The following is a 24,560-nucleotide window of genomic DNA, read 5'->3' as shown; positions in this document are numbered from 1 at the left end:
ATTCTCCGATGCCGTCATCGCTGCCGGCCTCATCTTCTTATGCCCGCCGGCCGCGGCCGCCTCCTCGAAGGCCATGCCGCGTCGAACGGACGCCCATGACACCGATCCGGGCTCCTCATAATCCCGTCGCGGTGCGCGTCGCGCTCACCCGCTCATCGTGCCGAGCGGATGTCCCCTGCGCTTTGCACTTGGCTACCCTGCGGCAGCATTCTGACCGAAGGGCAGACTTTCCTCATCGCAGTTGCTCCACACCCTCGCATGTGCGGGCAACCTGATCTTCTTCCTCCAACGCCTCGACTCAAAACAAATCCGAGGCCACACCCGCGCTGCAATCATAAGGCGAAGAATTCTCGTTCCGACGCGAAGACTCGCTCGGCTTCTCTACCTCGGCTTTTTTGATTGAGCGACGTGGATATGCCCCGCCGCAGGGAACAGAAAGCCCGTAAGCCATTTCTAGGAAATGACTTCGAAGACCTTCTAAACAGATGTGGTCCGTGTCCCCTGTGGAAGCCATTTAGGCAGGATCGGCGGGCAAGATCAATCGGGTTTTTTACCGCTCTTTAAGCGCGGCCGGTTGACTCTCATGCTGGGTTTTGCATGCGCGTCCCGAGTCTCAAAAGAATCGCTTTTGAATCAAGGGTTTTGATTTTCGCCCTTCTTGCTTAGCTGGCGAAAAAGAAAAAAATAAAAAATCGCTTGACTCATTTTGCAGCCGATACGTGCACCAAAACCGATGCCCCGAGTCCGACAAGCTCGCGCAAACCGCTGTAATCACTTAATAATTTCTGTCACACCAATGACACAAGCATTAGTGGACAAATTAACCATGACTATGGCCGAAATACGAATCGAAAAAGCCCGGCGCAAGACGCCAGGCTGTTTGTAAACAGATTTTTATTTAGCCGGGTTAGGCCGAAAGACCCTTCACCCGCTGCGCCAGACGGGAGACTTTGCGCGATGCCGTGTTGGCATGCAGCACGCCCTTGGTGGCAGCACGCATCAGTTCCGGCTGAGCCGCCTTGAGGGCGGCGGCGGCGGCGGCCTGATCTCCGGAAGCGATCGCCTCTTCAACCTTGCGGACGAAGCTACGGACGCGCGAACGACGGGCCTTGTTCACTGCGGTACGGCGTGCGATCTTGCGGGTCGCCTTTTTCGCCGAAGTTGTATTGGCCATTGATGCCTCTCTTCGAAAACCTGACATGAACTCCGCCTTCGCCGTGCCGGGTCACTGCGACCTGTCATCCAAGCAATTCGGGAGCATTCTCGGAAAGCCCGCGTGAGGCGTTCCAGACTGTGGGCGGCGTATAAAGGGAAACCAGTCCCGCGTCAACGCGCAATTTGAGAAAACGTCCCTAGCGGTGTTTGAACTCCGCCTTGCGCTTGCCGACGAAGGCGGCCATCCCCTCCTTCTGGTCCTCGGTCGCGAACAGCGACTGGAAGAGCCGCCGCTCGAAGCGCAAGCCTTCGGCGAGCGTCACTTCGAGCGAGCGGTTGACCGCCTCTTTCGCCATCATTACCGCGGGAAGCGAGAAGGAGGCGATCTTCTCGGCGGCGGCGAGCGCCTCTTCCACGAGCCTCTCCGGCGCGACGACGCGGGCAACCAGCCCTGCCCGCTCGGCTTCGGCCGCATCCATCATCCGGCCCGTGAGAATCAGGTCCATCGCCTTCGCCTTGCCGACGGCGCGCGTCAGGCGCTGCGACCCGCCCATGCCCGGGATGACGCCGAGGGTGATTTCCGGCTGGCCGAACTTGGCGGTTTCGGAAGCAATGATGAAGTCGCACATCATCGCGAGTTCGCAACCGCCGCCGAGCGCATAGCCGGAGACCGCCGCGACCATCGGCTTGCGGGCGTCCGCAACATGCTCCCAGCCGCCGAGGAAATCGCCGAGATAGCTGTCGACGAAATCGAGCGACTGCATTTCCTTGATGTCGGCACCGGCGGCGAAGGCCTTTTCCGATCCGGCAATGACGATCGCTCCGATATTCCTGTCGGCATCGAAGGTCTTCAGGGCCGCGTCGAGCTCGCGCATGACGGTCGCATTCAGCGCATTCAATGCCTGCGGACGGTTGAGGGTGATCAGGCCCACACGCCCGTGCATCTCAACCAGCAGGGTCTCGTAGCTCATTGTCGTCTCCTCCTAGAATCGGCGTTCCAAGGCTATTTCTGACAGCGCGGGCAATGGAAGGTCGAGCGCCCCGCCTGCGTGATGCGGGCGACCGTACCGCCACAGCCGGGCGTCCGGCAAGCCTCGCCCTCCCGGTCGTAGACGGAGAAGGCATGCTGGAAATAGCCGAGGCTGCCATCCGCCTGGATATGGTCCTTGAGCGAGGACCCGCCGGCGGCAATCGCGTCGGCAATCACCGCGCGGATCGCCTCCACCAGGCCGGAAAGGCCCGCTTTCGCCCGGCCGCGGCTGTCGACCAGCGTGCCCGCCGGCCGAGTGGGCGCAAGCCCGGCTCGCCACAGGGCCTCGCAGACATAAATGTTGCCCAGACCCGCAACGGTCCTCTGGTCGAGAAGCGCCGCTTTCAGCGGCTGCGCCCTGCCCGCAAGGCGGCTCGCCAGATAGGCGGCGTCGAGCGCATTCCCCGTCGGCTCCTCGCCGAGGTCGCGGAAGAAGGCGTGATCAGCGAGCGTATCGCGCCTTGCCAGATCCATGAAGCCGAAGCGGCGCGGATCGTTATAGATGACGCGCGCCGGCCCGACCCCGGCATCGAGGTGGAAGATGACGTGGTCGTGTTTCTCGTCCTTTCCACGCGGGTGGTGGAAGGCGTCGGGGGTCGCGGGCGACGCGCCGCTCTCGATTCGGAAAGAGCCGGACATGCCAAGATGCGCAATGATCACGTCGCCTCCCTCCAGATCGATCGTCAGATATTTGGCGCGCCGGGACAGCGAAACAATACGGCGGCCGGAAACGGTGGCAGAGAAGTTTTCAGGAAAAGGAAAGCGCAGGTCCGGCCGGCGCAATTCGGCGCGCAGCAGCAGCGCCCCCTCCATGGTCGGCGCCAATCCGCGCTTGACCGTTTCCACCTCGGGCAATTCGGGCACCGCCGTCTTCCTTTATCCTCTGTTCATTCCGTCCGGATACATGCATTCCCATCGCCGGAGCAATGACCTATAGGTGCGCTATGCCGCAGCCGGAACCTCGTCGCTGAGATAGCGCGGATCGGGTGTTTTCGCTATGGTGCCGGCGCGTTTGTATGAAGTGGAGTATTCGGATGACGGATGAGCGCGTATCGGCGAATGGCGGAATGGAGACCTCCTTCGGTTTTCGCGAAGTCGGCGCGGACGAAAAGCAGCCGCTCGTCAACGATGTCTTCCACAAGGTCGCGAAACGCTACGACATCATGAACGACGTGATGTCGGCGGGCCTGCATCGGGTCTGGAAGGATGCGATGATCGCTGCCCTCAACCCGCCACGCCGAGAAGGCTACCGGGTGCTCGACGTCGCCGGCGGCACCGGAGACATCGCTTTCCGCATCGTCGAGGCTTCCGGCCGAAAGGCGCATGCGACCGTACTCGACATCAATGGCTCGATGCTTGCGGTCGGCGCCGAGCGCGCGCGAAAGAAGGGGCTCGACGCCAGTCTCGAATTCGTCGAAGCCAATGCCGAGGACCTGCCCTTCGCCGCCAATTCCTTCGATGCCTACACGATCGCCTTCGGCATCCGCAACGTCCCGCGCATCGAGGTGGCGCTAAGAGAGGCCTATCGGGTACTGAAGCGCGGCGGGCGGCTGCTGGTGCTGGAATTCTCCGAGGTGGAGATGCCTTTGCTCGACAGCTTCTACGATGCCTGGTCGTTCCATGCGATCCCCAGATTCGGCAAGCTCATCACCGGCGACCACGCGCCCTATCAGTATCTGGTCGAGTCGATCCGCAAATTCCCGAACCAGCGCGATTTCGCGGCGATGATCCACGAGGCGGGCTTCGCCCGCGTCTCCTTCACCAATTACACCGGCGGCATTGCAGCGCTGCATTCGGGCTGGAAAATCTGAACGCATGAGCACGCCTGGAGCATATTTCCGTCTCGTGCGGATCGGCTGGGTGCTCACGCGCGAAGGCGTATTTGCAGCGATCCCCTCTGAGCACCTGCCTCCCTCCGCGCGCTTCGCAAAGAAGGTCGCCGGCCTGCTCGCCCGCCGCAAGGCACGGTTCGAAGAGCGCAGCGGCCGGCTTGCCCGCGCCGTCGAGCGGCTCGGGCCCTCCTATGTGAAGATCGGCCAGTTCCTGGCGACGCGTCCTGACGTGGTCGGCGCGGAACTCGCCGCCGACCTCTCGCAACTGCAGGACCAGATGGCAACTTTCCCACCGAGTGCGGCCAAGGCAGCGATCGAAGGTTCGCTCGGCCGCAGCGTCGACACACTCTTCGCGGAATTTCACGAGCCCATGGCGGCCGCGTCGATCGCCCAGGTCCATCCGGCCGTCATCCTGCGTGAAGGCCGACGCGAGAAGGTCGCCGTCAAGGTGATCCGGCCCGGCATCCGCCAGCGCTTTGCCGCCGATATTGAGGCTATGTATCTGGTCTCGCGCATGCAGGAGCGGTTCCTGCCCTATACCCGCCGGCTGAAGCCGGTCGAGGTGACGCGGACGCTCGAGCAGACGACCAAGGTCGAGATGGACTTGCGGCTGGAGGCTGCGGCAATTTCCGAGCTCGCCGAGAACACGAAAGAAGATTCCGGCTTCCGCGTGCCCAAGGTCGATTGGGAGCGGACCGGGCGCGACGTTGTCACCATGGAATGGATCGATGGCATCAAGATGTCGGATATCGAGGGCCTGAGGTCCGCCGGCTATGATCTCAACAGCCTCGCCGAGACGCTGATCCAGTCCTTCCTGCGGCATACCTTACGCGATGGCTTCTTTCATGCCGACATGCATCAGGGCAACCTCTTCGTCGACGAGGCGGGCCATATCGTCGCCGTGGACATGGGCATTGTCGGCCGGCTCGGCAAGAAGGAGCGCCGCTTCCTCGCCGAGATCCTCTACGGCTTCATCATGCGCGATTACCAGCGCGTTGCCGATGTCCATTTCGAGGCCGGCTATGTGCCGTCGCATCACGACGCCGCAAGCTTTGCCCAGGCGATCCGCGCCATCGGCGAGCCGATCCACGGGCAGCCGGCCGAAACGATCTCGATGGCAAAGCTCCTGACCCTGCTTTTCGAGGTGACCGAGCTCTTCGACATGCAGACGCGCCCGGAGCTCGTCATGCTGCAGAAGACGATGGTCGTCGTCGAAGGCGTCGCCCGCACGCTCAACCCGCGCTTCAACATGTGGCGGGCATCGGAGCCGGTCGTCGGCAGCTGGATCCGCGACAATCTCGGCCCGAAGCGCATCGTCACCGACCTGCGCGACGGCCTGCACGCAGCCCTTCGCGTCGCCGAAGCCGTTCCCGAAATCGCGGCCCGCACGGAGCGCTTTTCGAAGGACATCATGGCGATGAGCGAGAAAGGCCTGCGGTTCGATGCGGCGACCGCCGAGGCGATCGGCAAGGCGGAAGCGCGCCACGCACGCTCGGGCCGCATCGCGCTCTGGGTGATCGCGGCGGCGCTCGTCTATATCGCCTGGCGGCTCGTTTGAGCGCCAAATAGCTCTTCTCAATTCCCGCAACGTGGAATAATGTCCGCCCATGGACAGTCGCTTCTTGCTCGTGATGATGGTGACCGCGCAGACCTCAGGGCATGCGGGAGAGCTGTTGTCTTAAGCGAACTGTTCTCCAGCCAACCCTGCCGAGCGAGCAGGGCCGGGCTCTGTTTCCTCGGATCTATCGACAGAGGAAACGAGACAATGAATGCACCATCGCCTGATCTCCACATTCGTGCCGCATCCGTTGCCGACTGGAAGGCGCTCGCCCTCCTCAGGGATCTGCCGGGCGTCCGGGCAGGAACGCTGCGCCAACCCTTCGCACCGCCGGAACGGACGCGCGAATGGCTCGAGAACCGAGGAGAAGGCGACATGGTCATCGTCGCGGAGATCGAGGAAACGATCGTCGGCCTTGCGGGACTGCATCGTCACAAAGGCCGGCGCCAGCATGCCGCCGAACTCGGCATGTCGGTCCACGACGATTATCGCCGACGCGGTATCGGCAGGGCGATGCTCAACGCCCTGATCGAGGCCGCCGACCGCTGGCTCGGCATCGCGCGCCTCGAGCTTACGGTTTTCACCGAGAACGAGGCGGCAATCGGGCTCTACCGCCAGGCGGGGTTCGTCACGGAGGGCGTATTGAAATCCTACGCTCTGCGTGACGGGATGCTCGCGGACGTCTTCGCCATGGCGCGGATCAGAGAGTAGTCGGAAAGCGGCCCTTCCGGCCGGCAGGCAAGAGCGGACCGGTCACAGCCCCTGCTCCTTGCGGCGGCCCTCCGAAAATGTCATGCCGTCCGACAACTGAAGACCAGAAGACTCATGAAGCACGAAGCCCCTTCTCTTCCAAACGGTGCCTTCCTCCGCCAAAGGGGACGAGCATGTTTTCATCGTCTCGTGAGCACAATGCCGGTTCTTGTCCAGGTGCGTTCGGGAACCAAGGTCGTGGTCGTCCGCGATACCTCTCTGCGCCTCCTGGCCGGCGAATTTGGCCTGTTGCCCGACCATCGGCCCATGACGATGGAGAACATTCCCAAGTCACCTCAGAACTATGAAGCGCGTGTCCTGCCAATCCCCCGTTCCTTATTCGAAGAGACCTATCTTCGCGTCGGCTGCATCACGCCCCCGCGGACGGCGGTTCCCATGAAGGCTCGGGATCTACCCGTCGAGGCGGTGGCGCTGTTCGACTTTTGCTCTTCTCCCGAAAGATTGGCGACATTGCCCGCCGCCGTGGCTTCGGTGCGCCTGATGGAACTCATTACCTGGTTCGCGCTCGGCGGGGCCATATTGGGCGAGCGTGGAGACCTGCTTTTGCAGGACCGCCTGCGCCAGATGATCGAGAAGGACCCGGCCTACGACTGGACTTCCGGGCACGCCGCCCGCAGCTTCCACATGAGCGAGGCGACGTTGCGGCGCAAGCTGGCCGCGGAAAATACCAGTTTCACCGAAACCTTGAGCGACACCCGCATGACACGTGCCCTGGCTCTCCTGCATACGACGACCCTGCCCGTCGCCCACGTCGCCTTGGCAGTCGGATACGACTCTCCATCCCAATTTGCGGTACGCTTCAAGGAGCGATTTGGCGTCAATCCGCGCGACGTGCGGGGAGATCCGGATATAATTGAGCGAATTGGGACAGAAGTTGCGCGGATCGGGAGAGACGAAATCTCCGTTGAGCAGTAGGCCTGCTGCGTTCGTAACTGCAGGAAAACACCATGCGCTTCATCATTGCAATTCTCGGCCTGAGCTTGCTCGGCGCCACGGCCGCCCAGGCCGAAATGAAACTGACTTCGAAGGATCTGACGCCCGGCGAGACCATGGCCAATGCGCAAGTCTTCAACGGCTTCGGTTGCAGCGGGGGGAATATCTCGCCGCACCTTTCATGGTCGGGTGCGCCGGCGGACACCAAGAGCTTCGCCATCATGGCCTATGATCCGGATGCGCCCACGGGTTCCGGCTGGTGGCACTGGACGGTGTTCAACCTCGCCGCCAATGTCACGGAGCTCGCAAGCGGAGCGAGCGGAGACAAGAAACTTCCAGCACGCGCGGTGGAAGGCCGCACCGATTTCGGCGCCTCAGGTTATGGCGGTGCTTGCCCGCCCGAAGGTCATGGACCGCACCGCTACCAGTTCACCGTGCACGCGCTGTCGCTCGACAAGCTCCCCCTCGATGGCAAGGTACCCGCCGCCATGGTTGGTTTCTTCGTCCGGGCAAATTCACTCGACCAGGCGACGATCGAGGTCGAATACGAGCGCTGACGCGCACTCCGGGCAAAGTGCCCTGCCGGTGGCGGCTCCCCACCGCTGGCGCATTTTCCTTCCGCCCCGCTCGGGGGGGGCGCTCCAACGCACACGGCCGCCCCCTCGGCCACGGCGCCGCCCATCTTTTCAGACGCGCCAAGTCGCTGCAACTCTTTGAATCTGCGCATCGAGCCTTTCGAAATCGGTTCCGATTTTCGGGCCGTTGCGCTAGGTTCGCCGTCAAAGAACGGGAGCGGCGACAGGCCGAAGCGGAATGATCCCAAACGAAACGACATTGGCTGGCAAGCGCATTCTTCTCATCATCTCCGGCGGTATCGCGGCCTATAAGAGCCTCGACCTCATCCGGCGACTGCGCGAGCGCGGGGCGGAAGTTCGGCCGGTGATGACGGCCGGTGCGCAACAATTCGTGACGCCGCTCGCCGTCGGCGCGCTCTCCGCCTCCCATGTGTTCACCGATCTCTTTTCGCGCGAGGACGAGCAGGACGTCGGCCATATCCGCCTCGCCCGCGATTGCAACCTCGTCGTTGTTGCGCCCGCCACGGCGGATCTGATGGCGAAGATGGCCCATGGCCATGCCGACGACCTTGCCTCGACCGTGCTGCTTGCGACCGACCGGCCGGTGCTCGCCGCGCCGGCCATGAACCCGAGGATGTGGATGCACCCGGCGACACGCCGCAACCGTGCGACCCTTGCCGGCGACGGCATCTTTTTCGTCGGCCCGGCCGCAGGGGAAATGGCCGAGAGCGGCGAGGCGGGCGAAGGCCGAATGGCCGAGCCCCTCGAGATCGTCGCCGCGATCGAGCGATTGCTCGTCCGGGAAGAAAGACCGCTTGCCGGGCGAAAGGCGATCGTCACCTCCGGGCCGACGCATGAACCCATCGATCCGGTGCGCTATATCGCCAATCGCTCTTCCGGCAAGCAGGGTCATGCGATCGCGGCGGCGCTTGCGAGACTTGGAGCGGAGGTCACCCTCGTGTCGGGGCCGGTGACGATCCCGAATCCCGTGGGTGTACGCGTCGTCCACGTCGAGCGTGCCGAGGAGATGCGCGATGCGGTGCTCGCCGCACTTCCGGCCGATATTGCCGTGATGGTCGCCGCCGTCGCCGACTGGCGCGTGGCCGCGACCGCCGGCAACAAGATCAAGAAGCGGCCGGGCGAGGCCCCGCAGCCGCTCCTGCTTGCCGAGAACCCGGACATATTGAAGACAGTCGGCCACCACGCCTCGCGCCCCAAGCTGGTGATCGGCTTTGCCGCCGAGACGGAGAATGTCGCCGACAACGGCCGAACGAAGCTCGAACGGAAAGGCGCCGATTACATCCTTGCCAACGACGTTTCGCCGTCAACCGGGATCATGGGGGGCGAGCGCAATACGGTGAAGCTGGTCGGCCGCGACGGCACGGAGGACTGGCCGGAGATGGGCAAGGACGAGGTGGCCGAGAGACTCGCGGCGCTGATCGCCGCGAGACTTTCCGTCTGATATCTACTCAGTTCAATTGCAGATTGCCTGCCGCAGCAGGCGGAACCGCCGCGACCGCAAGACGCTCGCGAACGGCAATATCGGCTGCCCCGAAGAGAAGCACATCGACGCCGTTTTCGCCGACGACCACCGCGGAGCCGTCGGGGATCTCGGCCCAGGCATTATCGTCGTTGAGCGGCTCGGACACGAGGCAATAGCCGCCATTCTCCCCCATCGGTGCGGCGTAGAGCGTCGGCGCCTTCTGGTCGGAGGCATAGCGAACCGCATAGAGTTCATCTCCGTTCGAGAAGGCGGCCGTGAAGCGGACGAGTGCCGGCCGTTCCATCTCTTCGGCAAGCCGCTCGACGAAGCCGAGCGCCTCCGCCATGGCGCCGAGCGGATCGCCGTCGAGACCGAACTGCAGCGCCAGAAGGAAGAGCAGTTCCGAATCGGTGGTGCCGGTGCGCGCCGCGTAGAGATCGTTGTCGAGCATGTTTTCCATCGGCCGGCGCAGATGCTCGAAATCGCCGATCTGGCCATTGTGCATGAAGCACCAGCGGCCATGGACGAAGGGGTGGCAATTGTCGCGGCGCGTACCGCCGCCGGTCGCCGCGCGCACATGGGCGAGGAACAGGCGTGAGCGGATTTGCCGCGCGATGCTTCTCAGGTTGCAATCGGACCAGGCGGGCAGGATGTCGCGATAGCGCCCTGGCTCCGGACGATCGCCATACCAGGCGATGCCGAAGCCGTCGCCATTGGTGGCCGTCTTTGCACGGGTCGCGCAATGGGATTGCTCGATCAGCGAGTGCGCCGGAGACGTTACCAGTTCCTCCAGATAGAGCGGTTCTCCACGATAGGCGGCCCAACGGCACATGCGTCAATCACTCCGGTACGTCTGGACGTTTTCCCCAATCCGCGCGGTAATGGGGCGATTCGTCAACCATCGTCAGCGGCGATCTTGCCGCGAAACATGGTAAAATTGCGTTAACGAATTCGCCTTTTGGTGATGACGTCCGGCGGCCTGACGCGCTACTGCATCTCTCCTTAATCGACCTCCATTCGAGGAAAAGGACATGCAGCAATTCAAAGTGCTACAGCGGCCTTTGCGCGTCTGAAAAGACCCGCGGCGCTGCATTCCCCAGCTGCCGAGGAAGTTTTCGAATAAATATTCCATATTGACATTGATCGCACAGTTCATTTCATTTTCTTCGATCATGAGGCCGCTGCCCCGGGAGGAGACGAGATGAGCGACAAACGCAGATTGGGTGTAGGCCTGATCGGGACCGGTTTCATGGGCAAAGCCCATGCGCTCGGCTTCACCATCGCGGCGCGGGTCTTCGACTTGCCTTACGAAATCGACCTCGTGTCGGTGGCGGACGTGACTGCCGAGAGCGCCGAAGCCGCACGCGCGCGGCTCGGCTTCCGCAAGGCGACGGCCGACTGGCGCGAGCTCCTGGCCGACCCCGATATCGACGTCATCGACATCACCACGCCCAACCTGATGCACAAGGAGATGGCGCTTGCGGCGGTCGCGCATGGCAAGCACGTTTATTGCGAAAAGCCACTGGCGCCTACGGTCGACGACTGCGCTGAGATGCTCGCCGCTGCCGAAAGGGCCGGCGTCGTCACGCAGGTCGGCTTCAACTATCTGAAAAATCCGCTGATCTTCCTTGCCAAGGAGATCATCGAAAGCGGCGAGATCGGCGATATCCGCTCTTTCCGTGGCGTCCACGCGGAAGACTTCATGGCCGATGCCAGTATTCCCTGGGCATGGCGCCTCGACCCGCGCAGCGGTGGCGGGGCTCTCGCCGATATCGGCAGCCATATGATCGCCTGCATGCGCCACCTTGTCGGGCCGATCAGGTCGGTGCTCGCCGAGACGGTCATCCATATCCCCGAGCGCCCCGTTTCGCGAGGCGCGACCGAGACACGCGCCGTCGAGGTCGACGACATCGCCCGCGCCTTCGTCCGCTTCGATAGCGGCGCGAGCGGCAGCTTGGAGGCGAACTGGATAGCCACCGGCCGGAAGATGCAGCATGATTTCGAAATCTACGGCTCCAAGGGCAGCATCGTCTTTACCCAGGAGCGACTGAACGAAATCAGGATCTATTATGCCGGCGACGATGTACGCAGCCGCGGCTTCCGCACCATCTGGGCGGGACCCGAGCACCCCCCTTATGGTGCGTTCTGCGTGGCGCCCGGCCATCAGATCGGTTTCAACGAGTTGAAGGCGATCGAAGTGAACGAGTTCCTCGACGCCATCGTCAATGGCCGCAGGCCGACGACGGATTTCCGGGAGGGCTACGAAGTTCAGAAAGTGCTATCCGCTACGTATCAATCCGCTCGCAGCAACAGGTGGGTCGACGTCGGCTGATCCGCGTTCAGCGCATCGACCCGAAGGTCGGGCCCGATTTTCGGGACGTACGATGCGCGGCTTCAAAGAGTTAAGGCGTCCTTTGCGCGTCTGACGCGTCTGACGCGCGGCGCTGTAAGGCCTGGGAAAGGCACTTAAAATGGAACGTCCGTTCTATCCAGAACGCTCCTGATCGATTACGATGAGGCAAACGCAACACGAGCGCGCACGCGAGGACTTGGAGACGCTGAACGATGCCAACACCGGAGTCGAGCACCGATATCCCCCAGGACTTCGAGGCGCTGAAGGCCGTCATTCTCGAGCGCAAGGCGCAACTGCCGAAGCGCCTGAAGCAGGTCGCCGCCTATTCGCTCGATCATCCTGACGAAATCGCCTTCGGCACGGCGGCGAGCATTGCCACGTCCGCCGATGTCCAGCCTTCGACGTTGGTGCGCTTTGCCCAACATTTCGGCTTTGAGGGCTTTTCAAGCCTGCAGCAGATCTTTCGCGCGCGCCTGCGCGAGCGCACGCCCGGTTACGAGGACCGGCTGAAGGCGCTGCGCGGCAACGATCACAGCAAGCTCGAAAGCGGCTCGATCTTCAACGGCTTCGTCGCGGCCGCCCACCGTTCGCTCGACAATGTTGCAACCTCGATCGGTCCGCAGGCTTTCGAACGGGCTGTCGACATCCTCGCCAAGGCGGATACCATCTATCTGATCGCCAAACGCCGCTCCTATCCGATCTCCAGCTATATGGCCTATGCCTTCGGCAAGCTTAGGGTGAAGTACCAGCATGTGGGCACGGCCGCCGGCATCGACGACGACATGCTGGCGATGGCGACGAGGCAGGATGCCGCCTTCGCCGTCAGCTTCTCGCCCTATGCCTCGGAGAGCGCCACCCAGGCACGCTTCCTCGCCAATCGCAAAGTGCCGGTCGTATCGCTGACCGACTCCGCATTTTCCCCGCTCGCCGAATCTTCCAAGGTTTGGTTCGAATTGGTGGAGGCAGATCATGCCGGCTTTCGCTCGCTTTCCGCCAGCATGGCCTTCGCCATGGCGCTTACCGTGGCGATCGCCGAGAAGCGCCGCCGCCACGCCGAAGCCGGGAAACCATTATAGAATAGAAATTCCATATTGACGAAGTGACGGAATTTATGTTTCATAACCTCATCGCCCATTACATATGGATAACTGTCGGCGCCGGCAGGGCGCCCGCGGGGAGGAAGCAGTGAGCCAGGTTCCATCGGCCGGAATTCCATCGGAATTGGGCGCCAAGCCCCTCGACATCATCACCATCGGCAGAGCTTCGGTCGACCTTTACGGCCAGCAGATCGGCACTCGCCTCGAAGACGTGGGAAGCTTCGCCAAGTCCGTCGGCGGTTGCCCCTGCAACATCTCGGTCGGCTCGGCGCGGCTCGGACTGAAATCGGCGCTGTTGACGCGCGTCGGCGACGAGCAGATGGGCCGCTTCATTCGCGAGCAGCTGCAACGCGAAGGTGTCGAGACCCGGGGCATCGTCACCGATCCGGAGCGCCTGACGGCGCTGGCGATCCTGGCTGTCGAAAACGAGAAATCGTTCCCGCTGCTCTTCTACCGGGACAATTGCGCCGACAACGCGCTCTCAGAAGACGACATCTCGGAAGAATTCATCCGCGCCGCTCGGGCGATCCTTGTCACCGGTACCCATTTCTCCAAGCCGAATACGGATGCCGCCCAGCGCAAGGCGATGCGAATCGCCAAGGAAAACGGCGCCAGGATCGTCTTCGACATCGACTATCGCCCCAACCTTTGGGGCCTTGCCGGTCATGACGCGGGCGAGAGCCGCTACATCGCTTCGGATCTCGTCTCGGCGCATCTGAAGACGGTGCTTGGCGATTGCAACCTCATCGTCGGCACGGAGGAGGAGGTTCTGATTGCGTCGGGCGAAAGCGATCTGCTCCAGGCGCTGAAGACCATCCGCTCGCTTTCCGATGCCACGATCGTACTGAAGCGCGGCCCGATGGGCTGCATCGTCTATGACGGGCCGATTTCGGACAATCTCGAAGACGGCATCGTCGGCAAGGGCTTCCCGATCGAGGTCTATAACGTGCTCGGCGCCGGCGACGCCTTCATGTCCGGCTTCCTGCGCGGATGGCTCACCGGAGAGCCGCACGCGACGTCCGCCACCTGGGCCAACGCCTGCGGCGCCTTCGCGGTCTCCCGCCTGCTCTGCGCACCGGAGATCCCGACCTGGGTCGAACTGCAGTATTTCCTCGAGCACGGCAGCAAGGAAAAGGCGCTGCGAAAGGACGAGGCGATCAACCATGTCCACTGGGCGACGACACGCCGGCGCGAGATCCCGCTTCTGATGGCGCTCGCCATCGACCACCGCAGCCAGCTGGAGGACATCGCCGAAGGAAATTCGGAGCTCCTGGAGCGGATTCCGGCCTTCAAGGCCTTGGCCGTCAAGGCGGCTGCGGATGTTGCGGGCGGCCGCCCCGGATTCGGCATGCTGATCGACGACAAATATGGTCGCGACGCGCTTTTCGCCGCCGGCGCCCATCGCGACTTCTGGATTGCCAAGCCGATCGAACTTCCAGGCTCACGTCCGCTGCAGTTCGAATTCAGTCAGGATCTCGGTAGCCGCCTGATCGACTGGCCCGTCGACCATTGCATCAAGGTGCTCTCCTTCTTCCATCCAGACGACCCGGCCGAGCTCAAGGCGGCGCAGATAGCCAAGCTGCGCTCTGCCTTCGAGGCCGCTCGCAAGGTCGGCCGCGAGATCCTGATCGAGATCATCGCCGGCAAGCACGGCTCGCTCGACGACCAGACCATTCCGCGCGCGCTCAACGAGCTTTATGATGCGGGCCTGAAGCCCGATTGGTGGAAGCTCGAGCCGCAGGCAAGCCGCGCGGCCTGGGCTGCCATCGATGCCGTGATCGAAACGCGCGATCCCCTCTGCCGGGGCGTCGTCCTCCTGGGACTCGAAGCGCCCTATGAGGTCCTGAAGGACGGCTTTGCCGCCGCTAGGACATCGAGGACGGTGAAGGGGTTCGCGGTCGGCCGGACGATCTTCGCCGATGCCGCCAAGGCCTGGCTCACCGGCTCGATGAGCGATGAACAGGCCGTCGCCGACATGGCGGCGAAGTTCAAGGCGCTGGTGGATCTGTGGCTGCGACTGGGTGAAACCAAGGCTGCGTAAGGGATAACCTGCCTGCGGCATCAAGTAAAAAAGGGCGAAGCCAAGACTTCGCCACCAGGAGGAAACAGGAAATGAGTCAGAAAACCGTGCGCCTGACCATGGCACAGGCCGTGGCGCGGTTCCTCACACGGCAAATGACGGTGATCGAGGGCGAGCGCGTACCGATCTTCGGTGGCGTCTTCGCTATTTTCGGCCACGGCAACGTCGCCGGCGTCGGCGAGGCGCTCTATTCCGTGCGCGAAACCCTGCCGACCTACCGTGCCCAGAACGAACAGGGCATGGCAAACGCAGCCATTGCCTTTGCCAAGGCGAGTTTCCGGCGTCGCTTCATGGCCTGCACGACCTCGATCGGTCCGGGCGCGCTTAACATGGTGACTTCGGCAGCGCTTGCCCATGTCAACCGTCTGCCCGTCCTGTTCCTGCCCGGCGACGTCTTCGCCAATCGCCGACCGGATCCGGTGCTGCAGCAGGTCGAAAGCTTCGGCGACGGCTCGATCTCGGCCAATGACTGCTTCCGGCCGGTCTCACGCTATTTCGACCGCATCACCCGGCCCGAGCAGATCATACCGGCGCTTCGTCGTGCCATGCAGGTTCTGACCGACCCGGCCGACTGCGGCCCGGTGACGCTCTCGCTCTGCCAGGACGTCCAGGCGGAGGCCTATGACTATCCGCAATCCTTCTTCGATGAGAAGGTCTGGGTGCCACGCCGCATCGAGCCCGATCCCGACGAGCTCGCCGCGGCGATCGCGACGCTTCAGGGCGCGAAGAAGCCGATTATCATCGCCGGCGGCGGCGTGCTCTATTCGGAGGCGAGCGCGGAGCTTGCCGCCTTCGCGGAGAAGCACGGCATTCCGGTGGTCGAGACGCAGGCCGGCAAGTCGTCGCTGCCGCATTCGCATCCGCTCAATATGGGTTCGGTCGGCGTCACCGGAACCTCCGCGTCCAACAGGCTTGCGGAAGAGACCGATGTGGTGCTTGCCGTCGGCTCGCGACTTCAGGACTTCACCACCGGTTCCTGGGCGCTTTTCAAGAATGACGGACTGAAGATCGTCGGCCTGAACATCCAGCCCTTCGACGCCGCCAAGCACGACGGCCTGCCGTTGATCTCAGACGCGCGAGTCGGGCTCGCCCGAATCTCGGCGGGGCTTGGTGAGCACAAGGCCGACAGCGCCTGGACCGAGAGGGCCAAGGCTGCGAAGGCCGAGTGGATGGAGGCCGCCGACAAGGCAACGGCAACTACCAATGCGGCCCTGCCCTCGGACGCCCAGGTGATCGGCGCCGTGCAACGCACCCGCGGCGGCCGGAAGACGACGCTCGTCTGCGCGGCCGGCGGGCTGCCCGGCGAGTTGCACAAGCTCTGGCAGGCGGAAGAGCCCGGCGGCTACCATCTGGAATACGGTTTCTCGACCATGGGCTATGAAGTGGCGGGTGGCCTCGGCGTCAAGCTCGCCCAGCCGGAGCGCGACGTGATCGTCATGGTCGGCGACGGCAGCTACATGATGCTGAACTCCGAGATCGCCTCGTCCATCATGCTCGGCGCAAAGTTCACCATCGTGCTCCTCGACAATGCCGGCTACGGCTGCATCAACCGGCTCCAGGTGGAAACCGGCGGCGCCAACTTCAACAATCTGCTCAGGGACACCCACCACGTGGAACTGCCGCAGATCGATTTTGCCGCGCATGCCGCTGCGATGGGCGCCGTCACCCGCAAGGTCGGCTCGATCCCGGAACTGGAAGCAGCGCTTGCGGAAACCGCCAGCGAACCGCGCACGACCGTCATCGTCATCGACACGGACCCGCTGATCACGACGGAAGCCGGAGGTCACTGGTGGGACGTGGCGGTTCCGGAGGTTTCTGAGCGCGAACAGGTAAAAACGGCGCGGAAGGGCTACGAGAAGGCGCTGATGTCGCAGCGCTTCGGCTAAGCACGGCAATGGCCCCTCTCCTCGGGTTCAACCCGGGACTAGCCCTCTCCCCGCAAGCGGGGAGAGGGTGGCGGTCCCATTCTCCGCAGTTGTAGGAACAGTTGCTGCGGAGCACGGGCAGCCGGATGAGGAGCGCCGTCGCCCCCGCCCGCAACAGACAACGAACTATCAAGCAGACGCGAAACAGAAAGTAAAAAGCGATGATCCGCTACGGAACCAACCCGATTGCCTGGAGCAATGACGACGACCAAACGATCGGCGCGCATCTGACGCTCGAGGATTGCCTTTCCGATTGCCAGAGGATCGGCTTCGACGGCATCGAGAAGGGCCACAAGATGCCCGCCGATCCGGAGGAATTGAAGCAGAAGCTCGCCTCCTACGACCTCGTCTTCGTTTCCGGCTGGCACTCCACCAACCTGCTCACCCATGACGTCGAGGCCGAGAAGAAGGCGATCCAGCCGCATCTTGACCTGTTGAAGCACAATGGCTGCAAGGTGGCGATCGTCTGCGAGACCTCGAACGCGATCCACGGCGACGACTCCAAATCGCTCGTCAAGGACAAGCCGGTGCTGCCGGCGAACCAGTGGCAGAAGTTCGGCGCCGAGCTCGAGGCGGTCGCACAATATTGCGCCGCCCAGGGTATCGACCTCGTCTATCATCACCACATGGGCACGATCGTCCAGTCCGGCGAAGAGATAGACCTTCTGATGCAGCACACGGGTCCTGCGACCAAGCTGCTGCTCGATACCGGCCATGCTTTGTTCGGGGGCTCCGATCCGGCGGAATTGGCGCGCAAATACATGAATCGCGTCCGCCACATCCACTGCAAGAACGTCCGCCCGGCCGTCCGCAAGGTGGTCGAGAGCGAAGGGCTCTCCTTCCTCGAAGGGGTGCGGCGCGGAGTCTTCACCGTGCCCGGTGACGCGGAGGGCGGCGTCGACTTCCTGCCGGTGCTGAAAATCGCCGCCGAGCACGGCTATGACGGCTGGCTGGTCATCGAGGCCGAACAGGATTCGGCGGTGCGCAACCCGTTCGAATACCAGTCGCTCGGGCTGAAGTCGCTGAAGGCGTTTGCGAAGGAGGCGGGGTTGGATAGGTAAGCTCATCCGGCCGCCGCGCCTGGCAGGAACGCCCCTCATCCGCCCTGCCCGTCCTCCACAGCAGTTGCGGAGGGTGGACCGGGCACCTTTTCCCCGCTTGCGGGGAGAAGGGATATGCCGCGCCGCCGCCGCGTCCCCTCTCCTCGCGAGCGGGGAGAGGGGGTAGGCACACAAGTACGCAAGATCAGGAGACCGAAATGTCCAAACTGCTCGTCAAACCCAAGGCACAGTCCGGCCTGATGCAGGATGTCACGCCCGAGAGCGCTGGCTGGACCTATGTCGGTTTCGCGTTGAACCGCCTGAAGGCGGGCGAGACGACTGGTGGCGAGGCCGGCGAGAAGGAACTCTGCCTCGTACTTGTCAGTGGCAAGGCGAAGATCTCCGTAGATGGCGAGGCGTTCGGAGAGCTCGGCGAACGCATGACGCCCTTCGAGGGGCAACCCTATGCGGTCTATGTGCCGAAAGGCAGCCGCTGGCAGGCGGAGGCGACGACCGATCTCGATCTCGCCGTCTGCTCAGCGCCCGGCGGCGAAGGCTTCAAGTCGAAGGTCATCCGCCCCGGTACGCATCCGCGGATGACCCGCGGCAAGGGTACCAATACCCGCTACGTCACCAATATCATGCCGGAGGATGACGGATCGGCGCAGTCGCTGCTCGTGGTCGAGGTGATCACGCCCGGCGGGCACACCTCCTCCTATCCGCCGCACAAGCACGACCAGGACGACTTGCCAGCCGAAAGCTATCTCGAGGAGACCTATTATCATCGCCTGAACCCGCCGCAAGGCTTCGCGATGCAGCGCGTCTATACGGACGACCGCTCGCTCGATGAAACCATGGCGGTGGAAGACGGCGACGTCACGCTAGTGCCAAAAGGGTATCACCCGGTTGCCACGGTACACGGCTATGATTCCTACTATCTCAACGTCATGGCGGGGCCGAGGCGTATCTGGAAGTTCCACAACGCCAAGGAACACGAGTGGTTGTTCACCGGCATTTGAGCCGGTCGGCCGTCCGGAAGCCTCCGAACGTCAGTCGTATTCGACTAGCGCGCCGTGCGTCATTTCCGACGTGCGGCGCTGTTGCATTTTGAAATCGCCGCCTAATTGGCATTGAATAGAGACCGATTGAAAATCTGATGGAAACGAGGCGCTTTCCATGCATATCGACGGCCAGTGCCATTGCGGCTTTGTGACCTATGAGGCGGAAATCGATCCGGACGAGGTATCGATCTGCCATTGCACCGACTGCCAGCAGCTGACCGGCTCGGCCTTTCGCGTCACGGTGGGCACGCCGCGTTCCTCGTTTCGGCTGACCGGAGGCGAGCCGAAGCTTTACATCAAGATCGCCGACAACGGCCGTAAGCGGCTGCAATTCTTCTGCCCGGAATGCGGCTCGCCGATCTATACGACGGGTGAAGGTGACGATGCCGAGGAGATCGGCATTCGCGTAGGCACGATCAACCAGCGGCGGGGTTTGACGCCGCGCTCGCAGATCTGGTGCTCGTCCGCCCTGCCCTGGATCGATGTCGGCAAACTGCCGGGCAGACCTGAGTCCTAGATGACCTCACGCGACCGGATAGGGTCCATCGGCGAAGACCGTGCCATGATAGCCCTTCAAGCCGACCGCGCGCGCCAGGGGGCTTTGGAAATCCTTGCCGCGAGCAAGCGAGGAGAGTACGTGGCGAAAGTCGTATTTCGGCTTCCATCCAAGCGTTTCGCCGGCGCGCGTGCTGACATAGACCCGGTCGATCGACGGGAAGAGCTGCCAGCCGCGCTCAGCATAGAGCGCCTGGCATTCGGGGTAGAGGCGATGGACGACGGAGGGGGCGTCGCGGCGCAGTTCCAAACGATCATCGCGCGCGAACGGCGTCGGCGCCGAGACGATGAAGAGGCCGAATCCGACGGCCTTCGCCCGATCCGCCGCGAGTAAGTGGGCGCTTACCACGTCTTCTATGTCGACGCGGCGATAGAGCAGCTCGTTCGCCTGGGCGTTGGCCGTCTCGAAGCGGCTGCGGATATCGGCGTCGTCGTCCGCCTCGGGAAAGAAGCGCGAGGTGCGCAGGATGATGACCGGTAGCCCATGTCGGCGGGCGAAGAGCTCACAGAAGCCTTCGGCAGCCACCTTGCTGGTGCCGTAGATATTGCGCGGAATGGATGCGACTTCCTCGGTGATCCAGGCCGCCGGCGCGTCGGGAGCCGGCGTCAAGGCTGAGCCGAAGGCGCTGGTGGTGCTGGTGAAGACGAAAGCGTCGACCCCGGTTTTCGCCGCCGCATCGAGCAGGTTGAGCGTTCCGGCGATGTTGGTGTCGACGAACTCGGAATAGCTGTGCGTGGCGACATGCGGCTTGTGCAGCGTCGCCGCATGGACCACCGCGCGCGTCCCCTTCAGTGCGTGGTGGACGAAGGCGGGATCGGTGATCGAACCAACGAGATCGGTGAAGGCCGAAGGCTTGAGATCGATGCCGCACACGGGGCGACGCTGTCCGCGGAGCGTGCGCATCAACGCCTCGCCGAGATGCCCGGCGCTTCCCGTCACCAGTATCGTCATTCGTCACTCCTGGCTTTAATACACCTTTCCGAGCCTGCTTAGTTGCGGCGCGACTTGGGAGACAAGGCATAAATTATGCGTCGCAATCAGCCGAGCGTCGTCACGAGGCGGGCCATGGCGCCATCCGCAAGCGGAATTCGCTCCCAAAGCACCTGTCCGGCAGCGATCGGCACATCGTCGCGTCCGTTCGGCCCTGTCTCGACCACCAGCGATGCGGTGCCGCTCTCGTACCAGCCGAGGCTCTCAAGCGCGCTCTCCGCGCTGCGGATTTCCTCCGATGCGTAACGGAACATCTGCATCCCCAGCATCTCGCGCCGCCACTCCGAGCGGCGGAGAGGCGAAGCCGCCAGCAGCCGGTGAGAAAGGTCGCAAATCAGATGAAGCCGGACAGACGAGGTCTCGACCAGCCGCTTCAGCGCGGCATCGGCCGACGGGGCGAGCTCTGCAAAAACGCGTTCGAGGGCTATCTGCTGGCGCTCCGAAGGCCTCAAGAGACCCGCCTCCCAACGCGATACGGTTGCCTGCGTCACGTTCAGGAGTTCCGCCACATGGCTCTGCTTCATGCCGCGCAAGAGCCGCAGACGCCTCAGCATCCTTGCAGTGAAAGACATCGGGAACCTCCTTGGATGAAGCGCGCGGTCGTCTCCGCTTTGCCGCAGGAGCGGAAAACGCTATATCAGGATCGGGCTCAACGAAAGACAATCCGGACGCATTGTGAGGAACGGCCAATTCAGAGTGCTGCCGCGGCGCATCGCCGGCGTCGACGTCGTGGAGGCTCAGACCAGTTGTAGCTTCCAGCGCCACACGCATGATCAGTTCGGCATCGGCCTGATCCAGCACGGAGCCCAGAAATCGCTGAGCGGCCGTGGGACCGTTGAGGCGCAGGCGGGAGACGTGATCACGGTCAATCCCGGAGAAGTGCATGACGGCATGCCGATTGGCGATGCCGGACGTACCTGGCAAATGCTGTATCTGGAACCGTTTCTCGTTGAAGGAATCGTCAGCGATATCACGGAAGGGCGAAGGATGCGCGGCGAATTCGCAGATCCAGTGATCAGCGATGCGATGCTTGCGGCCCGCTTCCGCTCGATCTTTGCTGCCGCGACGGCGACGGATTGCGCGGACTCGCCTTTGCGCTGGGAGGTTTCGGCTTTCGCCCTGCTGGCGCAGGCGTTGCGGCTTGTCCCCGGAGGAAGCTCGTCATTCAGGGAGCCACGAGCCATCGCCGCCGCCATCAGCTTGATCGACGACGATCCACTGGCGCCTCTCTCGCTCGCGGACCTCGCCCGTCAAAGCGGCTTGAGCCGATTCCAGGTGGTGCGCGGCTTTACAAGGGCGACGGGTCTTACGCCGCACGCCTATCTCGTCCAGCGGCGGATCGACATCGTGCGGCAGTTGATCGCCAAGCGTACGCCGCTGGCGGACGCCGCGGTCGCAGGCGGCTTTGCCGACCAGAGCCATATGACGCGCGTCTTCGTGCGCAAGTATGGCTTTACGCCCGGCGCCTATGCGCAAGCCATGAATTGAGATCCCTGCAATTTTGTTCAAGACCGGCACGCTCCGATCGGCTCTTCTGCCGCCGTCGATCTCGAAATGGCAGCGGAAATGACAAGGCAGCTTCACGGTTATCTCTATTTGTCGCTCGCGATGGCACTGGTCGGCAGCACGGTGGTGGCGAGCAAGGTCATCGCCTCCGGCCTGCCGCCCTTCACGGCAACGGCGCTGCGCTTTGCCATTGCCCTGCCCCTCTTTCTGCTGCTGATGCGGGCAACCGGGACGCGATGGCCGCGGCCGACGAGACGCGACCGTTTGATACTCTTGCTGCAGGCGGGAGCCGGCAGCGTCGGCTATACGACGCTGCTAATTGCCGGATTGAAACTCACCTCCGCCGCCGATGCCGGTGTGATCATCGGCACGCTTCCGGTCGTCTCCGCCGCGATCGCCGTCGTCGTGCTCAACGAGCGCCCCCACCTTTTCGTGTTTCTGGCCATCGCGTTTGCCGCGACCGGCGTTCTGGCGATCGTTTTCCGGCCGCATACCGGCGGCGCCTATTCGCTCGCCGGCAGCTTTCTGATCTTCGGCGCGGTCGTCTGCGAAGGCCTGTTCATCCTCCTCAACAAGCGGCTTGAAGCTGCGATCCCACCGCTCGCCCTGTCGACGTTGATGGCGATCCTCGGCCTGGCGATCGCCGCCCCGCTTGCGCTTGCGGAGCTTTCCGTGCGGGAAACGGTCACCGCGTCGGCATTCGTCGCCGTCGCCTATTACGCCCTCGTGCCGACGGTTGGGGGTTTCCTGCTCTGGTATGCCGGGCTTGCGAAAGTTAGCGGCACCGAAGCTTCGGTCTTCACGGCCGTTGCGCCCGTCTCCGCCGTGCTCCTTGCCGCCGTGATACTCGGGGAGCCCTTGACCTCCAACCAGATGCTCGGCATCGGCTTCGTCCTTGCCGCGGTCGCCATCTTGGCGCTCCCTGTCCCCAGGAAGCGGAGCCGCCTGAAAAGACAATCCGAAGCCAGATGAAAGCGAAGAGCCTGTGTATGATGAAAAGGCCTCTGCGATATCACGCCGCCTTGGCGACGTGGTACTCCTTGATCGCGACCATCTTGATCGCCGGATAGCGCTCCGCCTCGTAGCGCAGCGAGAAACCGTCCTGCGCCATGAAAACCGGATCGCCATCGAGGTCGCGCGCGATGTCGCCGCGGTGGGCGGAGACGAACTTTTCGAGGTCGGCCGGGCTGTCGGCGGAAATCCAGCGGCAGACGGAGAAGCGCGGCATTTCGAAGGAGACGGGCAGGCCGTATTCCGCCTGCAGGCGTTCCTTCAGGACGTCGAGTTGCAGCGCACCGACGACGCCGACGATCGCCGGCGCGCCGTCGTCCGGGGAAAAGAGCTGCACGACGCCCTCCTCCGCCATCTGCTGCAAGGCCTCCTTCAGCTTCTTCGCCTTCATCGCGTCCTCAAGCCGGACACGGCGCAGGATTTCCGGCGCGAAGTTCGGCACGCCCTGGAAAACGAGCGGCTCGCCCTCGGTCAGCGTGTCGCCGATCCGGAGCGTGCCGTGGTTCGGTATGCCGACGACGTCGCCGGCAAAGGCGGTGTCGGCGAGTTGGCGCTGCGAGGCGAAGAAGAATTGCGGCGCCGTCAGCCCCATCTGCTTGCCGGTGCGCGAGAGCCGCGCCTTCATGCCGCGCTCGAGCTTGCCCGAGCAGACGCGCACGAAAGCGATGCGGTCGCGATGGTTGGGATCCATGTTCGCCTGGATCTTGAACACGAAGGCCGTCATCTTGGCGTCCGTTGCCTCGACAGTGCGAATGTCGGCGACCTGGGCGCGCGGCGGCGGCGCGAATTCCCCGAGCGCGTTGATCAGGTCGCGGACGCCGAAATTGCGGAGCGCCGAGCCGAAGAAGACCGGCGTCAGATGACCTTCGAGGAAGGCCTTGCGGTCGAAGGACTTGCAGGCCTCGATCGCGAGCGTCGTCTCCTCGATGAAAGCGTCGCGCTCATTCTCCGGCAGGCGATGGGAGGCCATTTCCGGATCGGAGACCTTGGTCAGATGCTCCTGCGTATCGGCGCCGCGCACCTCGTTCGTCGCGAGATGGTAGGTGCCGCAGAAGGTCTTCGAACGCCCGATCGGCCAGGTGACCGGCGCGCAGTCGAGCGCCAGCTTCTCTTCCACCTCGTCCAGGATCTCGAAGGTATCGCGGCTTTCGCGGTCCATCTTGTTGACGAAGGTGATGATCGGGATGTCGCGCAGCCGGCAGACCTCGAAGAGCTTCAGGGTCCGCGGCTCGATACCCTTGGCTGCATCGATGACCATGACAGCGGCATCGACCGCCGTCAGCGTACGGTACGTGTCGTCCGCGAAGTCTTCGTGACCGGGCGTGTCGAGCAGGTTGAAGACCGTGTCGTCGTATTCGAATGTCATCACCGAGGTCACGACCGAGATACCGCGCTCGCGTTCGATCTTCATCCAGTCCGATCGGGTCTGAATGCGATCCTTCTTGGCCTTGACTTCGCCGGCGAGCTGGATCGCGCCGCCGAAGAGCAGCAGCTTTTCGGTGAGCGTGGTCTTACCGGCGTCCGGGTGCGAAATAATCGCAAATGTTCGGCGGCGGGAAACCGCCTCGGCAATGCTTTCGGCCATGATCGAGTATCCTGTGAGT

Annotated in this window: 23 protein-coding genes; 15 read left to right on the top strand and 8 right to left on the bottom strand. The window is 63.2% G+C overall.

The annotated features are described in order from the left end of the window. Positions 1-907: 907 nt before the first annotated feature. The 3 genes from rpsT to mutM form a co-directional block, all read right to left on the bottom strand. Positions 908-1,174 carry a 30S ribosomal protein S20 gene (rpsT, locus tag EKH55_RS17595; RefSeq protein WP_069459695.1) on the bottom strand — a complete coding sequence of 89 codons (267 nt, stop codon included), beginning with the start codon at positions 1,172-1,174 and terminating at the stop codon, positions 908-910. 178 nt (positions 1,175-1,352) lie between these two features. Then, entirely contained in the window at positions 1,353-2,126 is a 774-nt protein-coding gene (locus EKH55_RS17590; protein WP_069459696.1) for an enoyl-CoA hydratase, read from the bottom strand. Between the two features lie 32 nt (positions 2,127-2,158). Continuing rightward, positions 2,159-3,049: a bifunctional DNA-formamidopyrimidine glycosylase/DNA-(apurinic or apyrimidinic site) lyase gene (gene mutM, locus EKH55_RS17585; RefSeq protein WP_069459697.1), complete on the bottom strand. Its 891-nt coding sequence runs from the start codon at positions 3,047-3,049 to the stop codon at positions 2,159-2,161. Positions 3,050-3,219: 170 nt separating this feature from the next. On the opposite strand from mutM, the gene ubiE reads away from it, so the two are divergent. The 6 genes from ubiE (at position 3,220) to coaBC (ending at position 9,316) form a co-directional block, all read left to right on the top strand. Beyond that, positions 3,220-3,996: a bifunctional demethylmenaquinone methyltransferase/2-methoxy-6-polyprenyl-1,4-benzoquinol methylase UbiE gene (gene ubiE, locus EKH55_RS17580; protein ID WP_069459698.1), complete on the top strand. Its 777-nt coding sequence runs from the start codon at positions 3,220-3,222 to the stop codon at positions 3,994-3,996. A 4-nt stretch (positions 3,997-4,000) separates the two neighbouring features. After that, positions 4,001-5,575 (top strand): 2-polyprenylphenol 6-hydroxylase, encoded by a 1,575-nt coding sequence (gene ubiB / locus EKH55_RS17575; RefSeq protein WP_069459699.1) that lies wholly within the window; start codon positions 4,001-4,003, stop codon positions 5,573-5,575. 207 nt (positions 5,576-5,782) lie between these two features. Beyond that, a complete protein-coding gene (locus EKH55_RS17570) occupies positions 5,783-6,286 on the top strand; it encodes a GNAT family N-acetyltransferase (RefSeq protein ID WP_069459700.1) in 504 nt (167 codons plus the stop codon). Positions 6,287-6,400: 114 nt separating this feature from the next. Next, complete coding sequence (locus EKH55_RS17565) at positions 6,401-7,261, top strand: helix-turn-helix transcriptional regulator (RefSeq protein ID WP_069459701.1); 861 nt, start codon at positions 6,401-6,403, stop codon at positions 7,259-7,261. Positions 7,262-7,293: 32 nt separating this feature from the next. Further along, positions 7,294-7,836 (top strand): YbhB/YbcL family Raf kinase inhibitor-like protein, encoded by a 543-nt coding sequence (locus EKH55_RS17560; RefSeq protein WP_151611920.1) that lies wholly within the window; start codon positions 7,294-7,296, stop codon positions 7,834-7,836. 256 nt (positions 7,837-8,092) lie between these two features. After that, a complete protein-coding gene (coaBC, locus tag EKH55_RS17555) occupies positions 8,093-9,316 on the top strand; it encodes a bifunctional phosphopantothenoylcysteine decarboxylase/phosphopantothenate--cysteine ligase CoaBC (protein ID WP_069459703.1) in 1,224 nt (407 codons plus the stop codon). A 7-nt stretch (positions 9,317-9,323) separates the two neighbouring features. Here coaBC and EKH55_RS17550 read toward each other — a convergent pair whose 3' ends face one another. Both EKH55_RS17550 and EKH55_RS29460 read right to left on the bottom strand, forming a co-directional pair. Continuing rightward, positions 9,324-10,169 (bottom strand): class II glutamine amidotransferase, encoded by an 846-nt coding sequence (locus EKH55_RS17550; protein WP_151611919.1) that lies wholly within the window; start codon positions 10,167-10,169, stop codon positions 9,324-9,326. Between the two features lie 72 nt (positions 10,170-10,241). Next, positions 10,242-10,511, bottom strand: a complete 270-nt coding sequence (locus EKH55_RS29460; RefSeq protein WP_083265376.1) for a hypothetical protein — start codon at positions 10,509-10,511, stop codon at positions 10,242-10,244. 27 nt (positions 10,512-10,538) lie between these two features. On the opposite strand from EKH55_RS29460, the gene EKH55_RS17545 reads away from it, so the two are divergent. The 7 genes from EKH55_RS17545 to EKH55_RS17515 all read left to right on the top strand — a co-directional run bounded on the left by EKH55_RS17545 (position 10,539) and on the right by EKH55_RS17515 (position 19,410). Then, a complete protein-coding gene (locus EKH55_RS17545) occupies positions 10,539-11,669 on the top strand; it encodes a Gfo/Idh/MocA family protein (protein ID WP_069459705.1) in 1,131 nt (376 codons plus the stop codon). 233 nt (positions 11,670-11,902) lie between these two features. Further along, positions 11,903-12,766 (top strand): MurR/RpiR family transcriptional regulator, encoded by an 864-nt coding sequence (locus EKH55_RS17540; protein ID WP_151611918.1) that lies wholly within the window; start codon positions 11,903-11,905, stop codon positions 12,764-12,766. 109 nt (positions 12,767-12,875) lie between these two features. Continuing rightward, positions 12,876-14,828 (top strand): bifunctional 5-dehydro-2-deoxygluconokinase/5-dehydro-2-deoxyphosphogluconate aldolase, encoded by a 1,953-nt coding sequence (locus EKH55_RS17535; RefSeq protein WP_151611917.1) that lies wholly within the window; start codon positions 12,876-12,878, stop codon positions 14,826-14,828. 71 nt (positions 14,829-14,899) lie between these two features. After that, complete coding sequence (gene iolD / locus EKH55_RS17530; protein ID WP_151611916.1) at positions 14,900-16,753, top strand: 3D-(3,5/4)-trihydroxycyclohexane-1,2-dione acylhydrolase (decyclizing); 1,854 nt, start codon at positions 14,900-14,902, stop codon at positions 16,751-16,753. A gap of 200 nt (positions 16,754-16,953) precedes the next feature. Continuing rightward, complete coding sequence (gene iolE / locus EKH55_RS17525; RefSeq protein WP_069459709.1) at positions 16,954-17,853, top strand: myo-inosose-2 dehydratase; 900 nt, start codon at positions 16,954-16,956, stop codon at positions 17,851-17,853. 197 nt (positions 17,854-18,050) lie between these two features. Continuing rightward, positions 18,051-18,851 (top strand): 5-deoxy-glucuronate isomerase, encoded by an 801-nt coding sequence (gene iolB / locus EKH55_RS17520; protein ID WP_151611915.1) that lies wholly within the window; start codon positions 18,051-18,053, stop codon positions 18,849-18,851. Positions 18,852-19,008: 157 nt separating this feature from the next. Next, positions 19,009-19,410, top strand: coding sequence for a GFA family protein (locus tag EKH55_RS17515; RefSeq protein WP_151611914.1), 402 nt, complete (start codon positions 19,009-19,011; stop codon positions 19,408-19,410). A gap of 6 nt (positions 19,411-19,416) precedes the next feature. Here EKH55_RS17515 and EKH55_RS17510 read toward each other — a convergent pair whose 3' ends face one another. Together EKH55_RS17510 and EKH55_RS17505 are read right to left on the bottom strand one after the other, a co-directional pair. Further along, entirely contained in the window at positions 19,417-20,400 is a 984-nt protein-coding gene (locus tag EKH55_RS17510; RefSeq protein WP_151611913.1) for an NAD-dependent epimerase/dehydratase family protein, read from the bottom strand. Between the two features lie 86 nt (positions 20,401-20,486). Then, positions 20,487-21,011 carry a helix-turn-helix domain-containing protein gene (locus EKH55_RS17505; protein WP_151611912.1) on the bottom strand — a complete coding sequence of 175 codons (525 nt, stop codon included), beginning with the start codon at positions 21,009-21,011 and terminating at the stop codon, positions 20,487-20,489. A 103-nt stretch (positions 21,012-21,114) separates the two neighbouring features. Here EKH55_RS17505 and EKH55_RS17500 point away from each other — a divergent pair, with 103 nt between their 5' ends. Continuing rightward, positions 21,115-21,927 carry an AraC family transcriptional regulator gene (locus EKH55_RS17500; RefSeq protein ID WP_151611911.1) on the top strand — a complete coding sequence of 271 codons (813 nt, stop codon included), beginning with the start codon at positions 21,115-21,117 and terminating at the stop codon, positions 21,925-21,927. A gap of 78 nt (positions 21,928-22,005) precedes the next feature. Then, entirely contained in the window at positions 22,006-22,917 is a 912-nt protein-coding gene (locus tag EKH55_RS17495; protein WP_151611910.1) for a DMT family transporter, read from the top strand. 40 nt (positions 22,918-22,957) lie between these two features. Here EKH55_RS17495 and EKH55_RS17490 read toward each other — a convergent pair whose 3' ends face one another. Continuing rightward, positions 22,958-24,541: a peptide chain release factor 3 gene (locus tag EKH55_RS17490; RefSeq protein WP_151611909.1), complete on the bottom strand. Its 1,584-nt coding sequence runs from the start codon at positions 24,539-24,541 to the stop codon at positions 22,958-22,960. Between the last annotated feature and the right edge of the window lie 19 nt (positions 24,542-24,560).

Source organism: Sinorhizobium alkalisoli (assembly GCF_008932245.1).
GTDB classification, from domain to species: domain Bacteria; phylum Pseudomonadota; class Alphaproteobacteria; order Rhizobiales; family Rhizobiaceae; genus Sinorhizobium; species Sinorhizobium alkalisoli.
Note: the sequence above shows the minus strand (reverse complement) of the source record. Positions and strands in the feature narration are given on the sequence as shown.

Coding starts and splice junctions, on each gene's coding strand:
- rpsT (WP_069459695.1), bottom strand. CDS start 1,174: ATGGCCAATACAACTTCGGCGAAAAAGGCGACCCGCAAGATCGCACGC.
- EKH55_RS17590 (WP_069459696.1), bottom strand. CDS start 2,126: ATGAGCTACGAGACCCTGCTGGTTGAGATGCACGGGCGTGTGGGCCTG.
- ubiE (WP_069459698.1), top strand. CDS start 3,220: ATGACGGATGAGCGCGTATCGGCGAATGGCGGAATGGAGACCTCCTTC.
- ubiB (WP_069459699.1), top strand. CDS start 4,001: ATGAGCACGCCTGGAGCATATTTCCGTCTCGTGCGGATCGGCTGGGTG.
- EKH55_RS17570 (WP_069459700.1), top strand. CDS start 5,783: ATGAATGCACCATCGCCTGATCTCCACATTCGTGCCGCATCCGTTGCC.
- EKH55_RS17565 (WP_069459701.1), top strand. CDS start 6,401: ATGAAGCACGAAGCCCCTTCTCTTCCAAACGGTGCCTTCCTCCGCCAA.
- EKH55_RS17560 (WP_151611920.1), top strand. CDS start 7,294: ATGCGCTTCATCATTGCAATTCTCGGCCTGAGCTTGCTCGGCGCCACG.
- coaBC (WP_069459703.1), top strand. CDS start 8,093: ATGATCCCAAACGAAACGACATTGGCTGGCAAGCGCATTCTTCTCATC.
- EKH55_RS17550 (WP_151611919.1), bottom strand. CDS start 10,169: ATGTGCCGTTGGGCCGCCTATCGTGGAGAACCGCTCTATCTGGAGGAA.
- EKH55_RS29460 (WP_083265376.1), bottom strand. CDS start 10,511: ATGATCGAAGAAAATGAAATGAACTGTGCGATCAATGTCAATATGGAA.
- EKH55_RS17545 (WP_069459705.1), top strand. CDS start 10,539: ATGAGCGACAAACGCAGATTGGGTGTAGGCCTGATCGGGACCGGTTTC.
- EKH55_RS17540 (WP_151611918.1), top strand. CDS start 11,903: ATGCCAACACCGGAGTCGAGCACCGATATCCCCCAGGACTTCGAGGCG.
- iolD (WP_151611916.1), top strand. CDS start 14,900: ATGAGTCAGAAAACCGTGCGCCTGACCATGGCACAGGCCGTGGCGCGG.
- iolE (WP_069459709.1), top strand. CDS start 16,954: ATGATCCGCTACGGAACCAACCCGATTGCCTGGAGCAATGACGACGAC.
- iolB (WP_151611915.1), top strand. CDS start 18,051: ATGTCCAAACTGCTCGTCAAACCCAAGGCACAGTCCGGCCTGATGCAG.
- EKH55_RS17515 (WP_151611914.1), top strand. CDS start 19,009: ATGCATATCGACGGCCAGTGCCATTGCGGCTTTGTGACCTATGAGGCG.
- EKH55_RS17510 (WP_151611913.1), bottom strand. CDS start 20,400: ATGACGATACTGGTGACGGGAAGCGCCGGGCATCTCGGCGAGGCGTTG.
- EKH55_RS17505 (WP_151611912.1), bottom strand. CDS start 21,011: ATGTCTTTCACTGCAAGGATGCTGAGGCGTCTGCGGCTCTTGCGCGGC.
- EKH55_RS17495 (WP_151611910.1), top strand. CDS start 22,006: ATGACAAGGCAGCTTCACGGTTATCTCTATTTGTCGCTCGCGATGGCA.
- EKH55_RS17490 (WP_151611909.1), bottom strand. CDS start 24,541: ATGGCCGAAAGCATTGCCGAGGCGGTTTCCCGCCGCCGAACATTTGCG.